Raw genomic sequence first — 12,230 nt, 5'->3', positions numbered from 1 at the left:
ATGACTACCACAGCCAGCGCCCCAGCAAACGGCGGCGAAATCGCCGCCCCTACCGTCCTCGATACAGCCGTCAGCAAGGTCAAGTGGCGCATCTTGCCGCTGTTCGTGGTGATGTTTATCGCCAACTACATCGACCGCGTCAACATCGGCTTTGTCCGTTCGCACCTGGAAAAAGACCTCGGCATCGGCGCCGCCGCATTCGGCTTCGGCGCCGGCGTGTTCTTCCTCGCGTATGCGCTGTTCGAGGTGCCGTCCAACATCCTGCAACAGCGCTTCGGCGCCAAGGCCTGGCTGACCCGCATCATGGCCAGCTGGGGCGTGGTCGCCACCGGCATGGCCTTTGTGCAGGGCGAAATGTCGTTCTACGTGATGCGCTTCCTGCTGGGCGTGGCCGAAGCCGGCTTCTTCCCTGGCGTGGTGTATTACTTCACGCAATGGCTGCCGAACCGCGAGCGCGGCAAGGCCATGGCCATCTTCCTCAGCGGCTCGGCGCTGGCGTCGGTGATGTCGGGTCCATTGTCCGGCGCGCTGCTGTCGATTGAAGGCGGCGGCTTCCACGGCTGGCAATGGATGTTCATCATCGAAGGCCTGGCCTCGGTGGCGCTGTGCTTTGTGGTGTGGTTCTTCCTCGACTCGCATCCTCAGGACGCCAAGTGGCTGACCGAGTCCGAGCGCAATGCACTGACCGCCATCATCGAAACCGAGAAGAAGGAACGCGACGCCAACAAGCCCAAGCATGCCAGCATGTTCACGCTGCTGAAGGACTCGCGCATCGCGCTGTTCTGCTTCATCTACTTCGCGATCCAGCTGACCATCTACGGCGCGACGTTCTGGCTGCCCAGCATCATCAAGAAAATGGGCCATTACACGGAATTCCAGATCGGCCTGTTCAACTCGATTCCGTGGATCATCTCGATCGCGGCGATGTATATGTTTGCGACGCTGGCGCAGAAGTACCGCCATCAGCAGGCATGGGTGGCAGTCGCGCTGATTATCGCGGCGTGCGGCATGTTCGCCTCCACCACCGGCGGCCCGGTATTCGCGTTCGTGGCGATCTGCTTCGCCGGCATCGGCTTCAAGGCGGCATCGTCGCTGTTCTGGCCGATTCCCCAAGGCTACCTGGACAGCCGCATCGCCGCCGCCGTGATCGCGCTGATCAACTCGCTGGGCAACCTGGGCGGCTTTGTCGCGCCCACCACCTTCGGCTACCTGGAACAGAAAACCGGTTCCATCCAGGGCGGCTTGTACGCGCTGGCGGCAGCATCGGTGATCGCCGCCGGCCTGGTGTTCCTGACCCGGCGCCGCAGCTGAGGCGTGCCCGACGGCATCTGCATCAAGCGGGCGAGCAGGCCCGCTTGATCAGCAGTCGCCACGCAATTCGACTTGCCCCTTAATGCACAGCTCAACACCTCAAATAATTCTGCCCACAGATTCTGTGGACAACGCTGTTAACAAGTCTCTTTTCCGGACGCAAGTCTTTGACGCAAAAGAGAAAAGCCACCGTGCCAGTAAAACTGGCAGCCTCACTGCTTTTTGCTGGCCTGGCGTGTGGTGTCATGGTACTGCCATAGCACGTTGACGATTTTCCACTCGCTGTGCTGGTTTTTGTATAAGTGCATATAGTCGATCCACTCGTCGGCGGTCAGCTTGACGGTGGCAACGCGCTGGTCTACATCGAGGATTTTGATCTCGACCCGTGGCTGCGCGGGGAATTTCGTGCCGTCCTTGTTATAGGTGCGGGCGACTTTGAGCATGCTGTCGTAGTCGGTGTTCATGACGAATTCCGAACCGTCGGCAGCGCGCCAATAGGTGCGCTTGGCCAGTTGCGGATCGATGCCGCGCGCCATGCGCTCCGGATCGGCCTTGTGCTGCGATTCGATGTAATCGCGCACCGCGCGTTTGATCGATTGGGTATCCGTGGCATCGGCTGCCTGGGACAGCAGCGGCGATGCCACGAGCAGAAGAAGCATCAGCAAGCGTTTCATGGGCAACCTTAGCAAGTAGATAAGGCACCCATCAAAACACAAAAGCTAACCCTATGCAATCATTCCTCTTGCTGCGCCGGGTCGTGGCAGCATACGCAAATCTTATTGCCATCGGGGTCGCGGAAATAGGCGCCATAGTAGTTCGGATGGTAGTGCGCCCGCAGGCCGGGCGCGCCCTCGCAGCGTCCGCCGTTGGCCAGCGCCGCCGCATGGGCCCGGTCGACCGCCGGCCGCGTCGGCGCCAGCAAGGCAATCATCTGGCCATTACCGGCGGTGGCGGCCTCTTCATTGAACGGCCGGGCGATGACAAACAGCGGCCGCGCCTGCTCCGGCGGCATCCAGCCAGCCCACTGCTGGTCCGCGTCGGAAAACTTCAAGCGCAGCGACAGTTCATCCACCACTGCGGTATAAAAATCCAGGGCGCGGCCAAAATCGCTGATGCCGACAAAGACATGTGAGATCACGCCTGGCCCTCCCCTATCATTGCTTGCGGTTGCCGTGCACCATCTGGCGGGCCTGCTTGCGCAGCAGCGCCTGTTCCCAGCGCTGCTTCTGCTCTTCGCTTTCTGGCACCAGCGCCGGCACTTTGACCGGCTTGCGGTCCTGGTCCACCGCCACCATGGTGAAGTAGCAGCTGTTGGCGTGACGCACCAGGCGCTGCTGGATGTTTTCGGTCACCACGCGGATGCCGACTTCCATCGAGGTATTGCCGGTGTAGTTGATCGAGGCCAGGAAGGTCACCAGCTCGCCGACATGGATCGGTTGCAGGAACATCACCTGGTCCACCGACAGGGTGACCACATAGCTGCCCGAATAGCGGCTGGCACAGGCATAGGCCACGCTGTCGAGGTATTTGAGAATGGTGCCGCCGTGGACGTTGCCTGAGAAATTCGCCATATCCGGGGTCATCAGCACGGTCATGCTCAGTTCGTGCGCGACCCAGTTCATTGGTTTTTCCATTGGTAGTGCTCCTTTTGTGGTTGTCACCATGCTAGCTGCTATGCTTGCCATTCGCAAATACTTGTCAAAAAGATGTATGCTTTGTGCTTCTTGTTTAAGGAGCGCTCATGAAATGGAAAGTTTTGGCCGCCAGCATCGTGCTGGGTCTGGCCGCCACCGCGCAAGCCGCTGTCAGCGCCGACCAGGTGCAGACCTTCACGCTGGCCAACGGCATGAAGTTTATCGTGCTGGAATCGCACAGCATCCCCAACGCCAATATGTACACCTTCTGGAAAGTCGGTTCGCGCAATGAGGCGCCGGGGATCACCGGCCTGTCGCATTTCTTTGAACACATGATGTTCAACGGCTCCAAAAACTTCGGCCCGAAGATGTTCGACCGCACCATGGAAGCCAAGGGCGGCTCGAATAACGCCTATACCTCGACCGACCTGACGGTGTACCAGGACTGGTTCCCGGCCTCGTCGCTGGAAACCATCTTTACGCTGGAAAGCGACCGCATCGCCCATCTGAGCATCGATCCGAAAATGGTGGCGAGCGAGCGCGGCGTGGTGCTGTCGGAGCGCAGCACCGGCCGCGAGAACTCGAATTTCCGCCTGCTGTGGGAAGAAATCACCAGCGTGGCCTTCACCGCGCACCCTTATCAGTGGTCGGTGATCGGCCATGAGTCCGATATCAAGGCCTGGACCCAGCAGGATCTGGAAAACTATTTCCGCACCTACTACGCGCCGAATAATGCGGTGGCGGTGATCGTGGGCGACGTCAAGGCCGATGAGGTCAAGAAGCTGGCGACCAAATACTTCGGCGCGATTCCCAAACGCGCGCTGCCACCGGCCGTGCGCACCGTCGAACCGCCGCAGACCGGCGAGAAGCGCGTCTTCGTGACCAAGGCATCGGCCACCTCGGCCAATCTGATCGTCGCCTACAAGATCCCCAAAGCGGACGATCCGGATTACTACGCGCTGGACGTGCTGCAAACCCTGATGGGTAGCGGCAAAACCTCGCGCCTGTACAAGGCGCTGGTGGAAAACCAGCTGGCCACGCAGGTCAGCGCCAGCGGCATGGAAGGCTTCGATCCGGGGCTGATGTCGCTGAGCGCGGTGGCGTCGGCCAAGGTTGATCCGGGCACGCTGGAAAAAGCGCTGCTGGCGGAAGTCGACAAGCTGATCAAGGATGGCGTGAGCGCCGAGGAGCTGCAAAAGGTGAAGAACCAGAGGCTGGTCAATCTGTACCGCGAGCAGGAAACCATCAATGGCAAGGCGCAGCAACTGGGCCTGCACGAAGTATTCTTCGGCGGCTACCAGAAGATGTTTGACGCGCCTGCCGCTTACGAGAAACTGACGCCGGCCGATATCCAGAAGGTCGCCGCAAAATACCTGAAAAAATCGCAGCGCACCGTCGGCGTGCTGGCCGCGAAGGAGGACTGATTACATGACCCGTAAACTCATCACCATCACCGCGCTGGCGGCCGCGCTGAGCGCCGCTGGCCTGTCGCACGCCGCCGAATTCCGCCTGCCGGAGTTCGACACCATCACCTTGCAGAATGGCTTGACGGTCTACCTGATGGAACGCCACGAAGTGCCGCTGATCTCGGTGCGCGCCGTGGTCAAAGCCGGCTCGGTCAATGACGGCAAACAGGCCGGCCTGTCCAATCTGACTGGCGACGCCCTGCTGCTGGGCACGACCGCCCATGACAAGGCGGCCATCGACCAGGCCTTTGATTATCGCGGCGCGCGTCTGGCCGGTGGCGCCGGCGCCGAAGCCAGCACCGTGCAAGCCAACTTCGCCAAGGCCGATGCGGCTGCGCTGCTGCCGCTGTTCGCTGAAGTGGTGCAGCAGCCGAGCTTTAACGATGTCGAACTGGGCAAGCTGCGCACGCGCAAGGTCAACGGCATCAAGCAGGCCAAGGAAGCGCCGCGCAATGTGGTGCAGACCTACTACCGCGCGATGCTGTTCGGCGACAGCCCGTACGGCATTCCGGCCAGCGGCACGGTTGATAGCGTCGGCGCGCTGAAGCAAGGCGATGTGCAGCGCTACTACCAGCAGTACTACCGTCCGGACAACGCTGCCATCATCGTGGTAGGCGACTTCCAGAAAACCGAAATGCGCAAGCAAATCGAATCGTTGTTTGGCGCCTGGAAAGCCAGCGGCCCGGCGCCGGCCAGGCAGGACAACGGCAAGGTGCAGGCAGACAAGGCGCGCGTACTGCTGGTGAACAAGCCGGACGCGACCGAAACCACCTTCCTGATCGGCGGCGCCGGCATCGCCCGCAACGATCCCGACTACGTGCCTATCCAGGTGGTCAACACCGTGCTGGGCGGCCGCTTCACCTCGTGGCTGAACGACGAACTGCGGGTAAACTCCGGCCTGACCTACGGCGCCAGCAGCCAGTTCGGCACGCTGTCGCAAACCGGCACCTTCGCCATCAGCAGCTTCACCGCGCTGCCGAAGACCGAAGCGGCGCTGGCACTGGCGCATCAAACCTATCAGCGGCTGTGGGACAAAGGCATCGACAAGGCGACGCTGGAATCGGCCAAGGCCTACGTCAAAGGCCAATTCCCGCCGCGCTACGAAACCGGCGAACAGCTGGCCGGGCTGCTGGGAGAAATGTACGCGAACCAGGTGGGCCGCGAACAGATCGACAATTTCACCAAATCGGTGGACAGCCTCACGCCTGAGAAGGCCAAGGCGCTGATCGACAAGCACTTCCCGCGCAGCAAGCTGCAAACCGTGCTGATCGGCAAAGCCGACACGATCCGCGACATCGCCAAAACCTACGGCGATGTCACCGAAATCGACATCACCGCCGACGGCTTCCGCTAAACTCCGGATAGGCGTTCTTCGATGTCGCTGGTGACGCCAGGGCAGGCTTCCAGTACCGGCGTCAGTGCTTGCCAGGCGCTGCTGTCGTCCTTCAGCGCGCGCTCGGCTTGCTGGGTGAGCATCGCCAGGCGGTCGGCGCCGACTGTGCCGGCCAGGCCTTTGAGGGTGTGCAGCGCCGGCAGCGCGACAGCGAGATTCTGTTCTTCCTGCGCGCTCTGTAGTTGGGCGGACAGTTTTTCTGCTTCGGCGATGAAGCTGCGCAGCGCGATCAGGTAGACCGACTCCAAACCACCCAGACGCTTCAGTGCGGCAGCACTGTTCAGACCGGCTGCTGGCAAGGCGGCTGCGGCCGGCGCGGGGGATGCTGCTGGCGCGGCGCGGGCCGCTGGCTGGCGCTCTTCGCGGCGGACGTGCTTGAGTATCACTTCGATCAGCTGGTCCAGGTCGAACGGCTTGCCGATGTGGTCTACCATGCCGGCGTCCAGCGCGGCGATGCGGTCGGCCGCCATCGCGTTGGCGGTCATGGCGACGATCGGCGGCGCGCTCTTGCCCAGCTTGTCCTGCATCGCTTGCGTGGCCTGATAGCCGTCCATTTCGGGCATCTGGATGTCCATCAGCACCAGGTCCGGCAACGGTCCCGGCCGCGATACCACGCCCAGCGCCATGTGGCCGGAACTGGCCACTTCCACTTGCGCACCTTCATTGCTGAGCAATTCGCTGGCGACCTGCTGGTTGGCCGGGTTGTCATCCACCAGCAGCAGCCGCCAGCCAGCCAGCCGGCGCAGCGATGGCGCCAGCGCCGTTTCCAGCGGCTTGCGGTTGTCCAGCCGCGCGTCGGCCACGGCGTCAAACAGCATCGACGCCGTCACCGGCTTGACCACGAAGCCATCCAGCACCGGCGTGATTTCCTGCTGCCGCTGCGCCAGCATTTCGCGGTCGTGCGCGGTGACCATGACGATCAGCGGCGTCTTGCCCTCCGGCGCCAGCTGGCGGATGCGGCGGCTGGTTTCCCAGCCATCCATGGACGGCATGCGCCAGTCGATGAAGACCACGTCGTAGGCCTTGCGGCGGTTGAGCTGCGCGCTGATCGCGTCCAGCGCCTCATAGCCATCGGCGGCCACGTCTACCCGCCAGCCGAACGCACTCGCCATTTCGCGCAGCACCGTGCGCGCTACCGGGTTGTCGTCCACCACCAGGCAGGACAGGCCGCGCATCAATTCATCCGGCACCGGCAAAGCAGTTGCTGGTACCACATCAGGCTGCTCGGCCGAGACACCGAAGTCGACCGCAAAATCGAATACGCTCCCCTGCCCCACTTCGCTGACCACGCGCAGCGTGCCGCCCATCATGCGCACCAGGCGCTGGCTGATTGCCAGGCCTAGCCCGGTGCCGCCGAAACGCCGTGCGGTCGAGGCTTCAGCCTGCGAAAAGCCGTCGAAGATGTGCTCGCACTGCTCTGGCGCGATGCCGATGCCGGTGTCGCGGATCGCAAACGCCACCGATAGCGTGCTGTCAGTCTGCGCCACCAGCTGCGCAGACACCACCACTTCGCCGCGCTCGGTGAATTTGATGGCGTTCCCGGCCAGGTTGAGCAGGATCTGCTGCAAGCGCAGCGCGTCGCCGACCACCATCGCCGGCAACGCCGGATCGACCCGGAACAGCACTTCAATATTCTTGCTGCCGACGTTCGCCGACAGGATCACGGCCAGGTCGCGCCACAGTTTGTCCAGCCGGAACGGATGCGGGTCCAGCGCCAGCTTGCCGGCTTCCACTTTGGAGAAATCCAGCACGTCGTTCAGCAGTCCCAGCAAGGCGCTGGCCGCCGCGTGCGCCTTGTCGACATAGTCTTGCTGGCGGCCGGTCATGCTGGTCTGGCGCAGCAGTTGCAGCATGCCCAGCACTGCATTCATCGGCGAACGGATCTCGTGGCTCATATTGGCGACGAAGTCGGACTTGGCGCGGCCGGCCTTGTCCGCTGCTTCCTTGGCCTGCAACAGCGCGTCGTGCGCGGTGCGCAGTTCGGTGCTGTCGGTACTGCTGCCGACCCAGCTGACGATCTGGCCGTTCTCGTCGCGCTGCGACAGCGCGTGGTTATCGAAGATGCGCCACACGCCGTCATGCCGGCGCAAACGGCAGTCGCAACGGAATTCGCTGCCGTCGGCCAGCGCCCGCTGGCGCGCTGCGGCGATCACCGGCAAATCTTCCGGGTGAATGACCAGCGACCAGTCGCCGTCCGCCATCAGTTGCGCGGCCGGCAGGCCGCTAAAGCTCGCCCAGTGATGGCTCATGAAATCGATGCGCAGGTCCGGCCTGGCGGTCCAGACCATTTGCGGCAAGCCTTCGGTCAGCGAGCGCCAGCGGGTTTCCGACGCGGTCAGCTGCGCCAGCGACACTTGCAAAGCCTGGTCGGCCTCGCCCAGCGCGGTCAGGCCCTGGTATTGCTGGCGCAGGCTGAAACGCACGCCTTTCAGCAGCGCCAGCGAGAGGCCAATCAGCAGCACCAGGAAGATCGAGGCATTGCGGATTTCCTTGTACCACGGCGCCAGGAAGTCGTCGCTGGCCAGGCCGACAAACACATATACCGGATAGCCACCGATCTTTTCCACGCTCAGCGTACGCTCACGCTGGTCGCGCGGGCTGATCACCGTATAACTGGCGCTGCGCTGTTTGCCGTCCAGTATTGCCTGGGTGGCCGCATTGATTTTGATGGTGGCGCCAAACTTCATATCCTCGGCGTCGGGATAGCGGTGCAGCACCCGTTTCTTCTCATCCAGCAGCACGATCGCGCCATGCTGGCCGATATTCAGGCCGGAAAACGCTTCAGTGATCTGCGAGCTGTTCATCAGCACATAGGCGGCGCCGCCGAAGCTACCATCCGGCAAGGTCAGCGGATACACCAGCGGCAGCACCCATTCGCCGCTGATGCGCGACTGCACCGGCACGCCGAAAATCAGTTCATGCTCCTGCTGCGCCCGCGCAAAGAATTCGCGGATGCCCAGGTCTTGCGGATGTTTGAGGTCGATCTGCTCGCCGTAAATCACCTGGCCGGCCGTGTTGGCGCCGCGCACCGCCTGCGCATGCGGGATGCGCTCTTTCAGCGCACGCAGGTAGGCGCTGAATTTTTCATCGGAAAAGCGCTTCTGCTCGTGCATGGCGCGGAATTCCTGGTCGGCCCGGCGCATGGCCAGGTCCACTTCCTGGAAATGCGAATGCAGGAAATTTTCCAGCGAAATCGCCAGATTGTGCGAGGTTTCCTCGGCCGCCGCGTAGTAACGCAGCCGGCTCTGGTTGAGCACATGGGCGACAAATATACAGACGATCAGCAACACCGCCACCACGGCCGCGACCAGCACACGGAATAATTTGCGTAACTTTTGCAGCGTGTTGAATCTCATAGCCAAATGGAAGGTCGTATTGCTCTGTTATTGGCCATACAATACCGCAAAAAAAACGCTCCGTAGGAGCGTTTTTATCAGAAGCCTTGATTAGTGATGTCTTCCAGCGACTCGCGACCCTTGTCGCTGATCTCGAAACCGCCTTCGGCGCGCTGCAAAACGTGGGATTTTTTGCCCAGGAACAGGGCCACATCGGCATCCAGCGTGGCGCCTGGCTGCGCTGCCACAGCACGCAAACCCAGCACGCAACGGTGCAGGAAGATGGTTTGCTCGCCTTTGTCGGTCAGCGAAATGCGGCCGTTACGGGCGATACTGATCAATTTCAGGCCGGACAGGCGCTTGATGTTGCGGCCGACACACGCACTGACGCGGTCACCCTTGATGCCGCGCTGGACTTCGTACAGGGCGTCATACTCGTCCTGCGTGAATTTTTCATTCTTCATTGCCATTTTTTCCATAAGAGACTGCTGCGGCCCTCATGGTACGCGGTCGCCGTCGCGGCGGCAAGGCAACAAGACTGAAACTTGCTTATTTGATTACTGGAACGCCCGGATGACCAGCCACACCAGGCCGATGCTGGCAAAGGCGGCAACGCACACCATGGCTTGCACGCGCTTGGTGCTCAGCGCCACGCTGCGGCGGCCGAGGTAGATTTTATTGTGTAAGGAATTGCCCATGATGCTCTCCGTGAACAAAGACGTGACGAGATGACTAAATTATAGAAACTCTTTCATGACCCTAGTGTGACGCTCAACACAAATATGAATAAATGTATCCGTCGAGCAACGACTGTCACATCGATAGAGAGCGTGGAACCAGAATACCGTCCGTTCCACGCAACGGACGGTGCGCTGGCGCACACAGCAGCAATCAAAACTCAGGTTTTGATAGGTGGCTTGGGCGGATTCGGTTCCTCAATTGGCGCCTGTTCTGGCAGCGGGGTGTTGTCCGGCGGTGGATCTTTTTCCGGCGGTGGCGGCGGGACGTCCGGATCGGGGGTGGTATGGGCGCGGATCATGCTGGCTCCTCCTTGGTATGAACTTACCCTTAGTGTTGGGCAAGCGCGGCGATAAACAAGGAGGCAATGGCCGCCTGCGTGCGCCAGCACACGCAGGCAGGACGACACGGCTTATTTGATGCGGAAGATCACATCCACCGTCTGCGACCAGCGCAGCACGTCGGTGGCGAGGAAATCTTTGTCGGCCGGCGGCACGTTGACGCTACGGTTGCGCGGATACAGGTCGCCCGGCATCAGGCCGACCGCATGGGTCAGGTTGCGCAGCTGGCCGGATGAGATGGCCGTCACTGCGCCAACTTTCTTACCCAAGCCGGCGGCCATGGCCTCGGCGCGGCGTTCGGCGTCCTTGACGGCGGCCAAGGTCAGTTCCTTCTCGGCTTGCAGCCGGTCCTTGCGGCCGAATGTGGTCGCCATATGGTCGATATTCGGCATGGCCAGCAATCCCTGCATGATGTCACGCCACTGGCCCAGGTCGTTGACGGCAATGTGCACTGCGCTGCGAATCTCGTAGTCTGGCACGGCGTTGAGATCGGTCTGGCCGGATTTGCGCATCTCCTTGCGCATATTGTGGATGTCGACGCTGGCGTTGGCATCCGCCAGCAAGGCGCGAATCTGCGCCGCCCGCTCACCCACCAGTGCAACGGCGGCGGCAGGTTCCGGATCGTAGACACTGATGTCGAAGTCGATCTCGCCCAGGTCGGGCACGATCATCGCGAAACCTTCGCCGCTGGCGTGGATGAAGGGATAGTTCGGCAGGTCGGCGGCCTGCGCTGCGAACGGCAGCATGGCAACAACGAAAGCAAGCTTCTTGATCATGGGCATGGTTCCTAAATGGGGAAAGCGCAGTATCGAACAAGTAGACAATTTTGTCTACACGTAACACCACTATAAAACCATACAATGGCGGTTTTCCGATTGCCTCCCACGCCATGACTACCCCACTCAACGACGACGAATACGCGCAATTGGATGACTTGCTGGCCGCGCTTGGGCCGCAAGCCATGGACGTGGCCAGGCTGGAAGGCCTGTTGACTGCGCTGGTGGCCGGGCCGGCAGACCCGGCGCCTTCCGCCTGGCTGCCGCTGGTGTGGGGCGGCGCTGAAAGCAATGCCGAGGCCGAGGCGCTGGTACTGCGCCATCACGCCTATATGCAAACCTGGATGGCGAAAGATCCCAACAGCTTTGAACCCATCTATGAATGCGGTGGCAGCTGGACCGCCGACGCTTGGTGTGCTGGCTTCCTGGCCGGCGTACAGCTGGAGCATGATGCGTGGGCGCCGCTGCGCGCCGGCCAGCCGGCCCTGCTGGCGCCATTCCAGCAGGCGAACGCCGCCAAGGTGACGCAGGCTGTCATCCAGATCAACGCCTTCTTCCACGCGCCGCAAGCCAAAGTGGCCAAGGTCGGCCGCAACGATCCCTGCCCTTGCGGCAGCGGCAAGAAAGCCAAGAAGTGTTGCGGCTGACTTGCAAATTACGCCTCGCCGAATGATAATAAGAACCATTATCATTCGTTGGCAGGCAAGTTTGTGGATGTCCGGCATTACAATGAGTTGCTAGGTTTCTTCGTCCGCTCGGTGCGTGATGTGCACGAGGCGCAAGACCTGGTGCAGCAGACGTTTGAGCGCATGCTGTCGCGCGAACATGCCGGACGCAAGGCCGAACATCCTCGTGCGCTGATGTATGAAATCGCCCGCAATCTGCTGGTCGACCGCCACCGCCACCTGAGCGTGCGCCTGCACGACAGCGACGACACCCTGCACGATTGCCCTGCCCAGCCTGGCTGCGAACCGGAGATGGTCTACGCCGGTATGCAACGCGTGCGCCTGCTGATCGCCACCATTGAGACCCTGCCGCCGCGCTGCCGGGAAGCCTTTGTACGGCACCGGATTGACGGCCTGTCGCATGCCGACGTCGCCAGCGAAATGGGCATCAGCCTGAATATGGTGGAACGCCACATCATGCTGGCGGTCGCCACCTGCCGCAAGGCGCTGGGCGATGGACTGCCCTCCAGGCGGCCGGCGCCACAGCCATCGCTGGCCTGAGTCTTGCGTC

The 12,230-nt window shown here is 61.8% G+C and carries 13 protein-coding genes; 5 read left to right on the top strand and 8 right to left on the bottom strand.

Going from position 1 to position 12,230, the window contains the following annotated elements:
- The gene (locus tag KW842_RS12635) at positions 1-1,311 is read left to right on the top strand and encodes an MFS transporter (protein ID WP_218304454.1); all 1,311 of its coding nucleotides are present in this window, start codon (positions 1-3) and stop codon (positions 1,309-1,311) included.
- Positions 1,312-1,523: 212 nt separating this feature from the next.
- Here the strand turns inward: KW842_RS12635 and KW842_RS12630 are convergent, their stop codons facing one another.
- The 3 genes from KW842_RS12630 to KW842_RS12620 form a co-directional block, all read right to left on the bottom strand.
- Positions 1,524-1,970 (bottom strand): nuclear transport factor 2 family protein, encoded by a 447-nt coding sequence (locus KW842_RS12630; protein WP_229223656.1) that lies wholly within the window; start codon positions 1,968-1,970, stop codon positions 1,524-1,526.
- A 74-nt stretch (positions 1,971-2,044) separates the two neighbouring features.
- On the bottom strand, positions 2,045-2,449 hold the full coding sequence (locus tag KW842_RS12625) for a VOC family protein (protein WP_218304452.1): 405 nt from the start codon (positions 2,447-2,449) through the stop codon (positions 2,045-2,047).
- A gap of 16 nt (positions 2,450-2,465) precedes the next feature.
- On the bottom strand, positions 2,466-2,933 hold the full coding sequence (locus KW842_RS12620) for an acyl-CoA thioesterase (RefSeq protein ID WP_218304704.1): 468 nt from the start codon (positions 2,931-2,933) through the stop codon (positions 2,466-2,468).
- Between the two features lie 119 nt (positions 2,934-3,052).
- Here KW842_RS12620 and KW842_RS12615 point away from each other — a divergent pair, with 119 nt between their 5' ends.
- Entirely contained in the window at positions 3,053-4,369 is a 1,317-nt protein-coding gene (locus KW842_RS12615; RefSeq protein WP_218304451.1) for a pitrilysin family protein, read from the top strand.
- A gap of 4 nt (positions 4,370-4,373) precedes the next feature.
- Positions 4,374-5,765 (top strand): pitrilysin family protein, encoded by a 1,392-nt coding sequence (locus KW842_RS12610; protein ID WP_218304450.1) that lies wholly within the window; start codon positions 4,374-4,376, stop codon positions 5,763-5,765.
- On the opposite strand, the gene KW842_RS12605 is transcribed toward KW842_RS12610, so the two are convergent.
- The 5 genes from KW842_RS12605 to KW842_RS12585 form a co-directional block, all read right to left on the bottom strand.
- Positions 5,762-9,160, bottom strand: coding sequence for a response regulator (locus tag KW842_RS12605; protein ID WP_218304449.1), 3,399 nt, complete (start codon positions 9,158-9,160; stop codon positions 5,762-5,764). The two genes, KW842_RS12610 and KW842_RS12605, sit on opposite strands and share 4 nt — an antisense overlap.
- A gap of 77 nt (positions 9,161-9,237) precedes the next feature.
- Positions 9,238-9,603, bottom strand: coding sequence for a hypothetical protein (locus tag KW842_RS12600; RefSeq protein ID WP_218304448.1), 366 nt, complete (start codon positions 9,601-9,603; stop codon positions 9,238-9,240).
- Positions 9,604-9,696: 93 nt separating this feature from the next.
- Positions 9,697-9,837: a hypothetical protein gene (locus KW842_RS12595; RefSeq protein ID WP_218304447.1), complete on the bottom strand. Its 141-nt coding sequence runs from the start codon at positions 9,835-9,837 to the stop codon at positions 9,697-9,699.
- A gap of 200 nt (positions 9,838-10,037) precedes the next feature.
- Entirely contained in the window at positions 10,038-10,178 is a 141-nt protein-coding gene (locus KW842_RS12590; RefSeq protein ID WP_218304446.1) for a hypothetical protein, read from the bottom strand.
- A gap of 111 nt (positions 10,179-10,289) precedes the next feature.
- A complete protein-coding gene (locus tag KW842_RS12585; RefSeq protein WP_218304445.1) occupies positions 10,290-10,994 on the bottom strand; it encodes an SIMPL domain-containing protein in 705 nt (234 codons plus the stop codon).
- Positions 10,995-11,107: 113 nt separating this feature from the next.
- Between KW842_RS12585 and KW842_RS12580 the strand changes: the two genes are divergently transcribed.
- Both KW842_RS12580 and KW842_RS12575 read left to right on the top strand, forming a co-directional pair.
- A complete protein-coding gene (locus KW842_RS12580; protein ID WP_218304444.1) occupies positions 11,108-11,641 on the top strand; it encodes a UPF0149 family protein in 534 nt (177 codons plus the stop codon).
- Positions 11,642-11,704: 63 nt separating this feature from the next.
- Positions 11,705-12,220, top strand: coding sequence for an RNA polymerase sigma factor (locus tag KW842_RS12575; protein ID WP_218304443.1), 516 nt, complete (start codon positions 11,705-11,707; stop codon positions 12,218-12,220).
- Positions 12,221-12,230: the final 10 nt, after the last annotated feature.

The sequence above is a fragment of the Duganella sp. sic0402 genome, from assembly GCF_019219065.1.
Taxonomy (GTDB): domain Bacteria; phylum Pseudomonadota; class Gammaproteobacteria; order Burkholderiales; family Burkholderiaceae_D; genus Rugamonas.
Note: the sequence above shows the minus strand (reverse complement) of the source record. Positions and strands in the feature narration are given on the sequence as shown.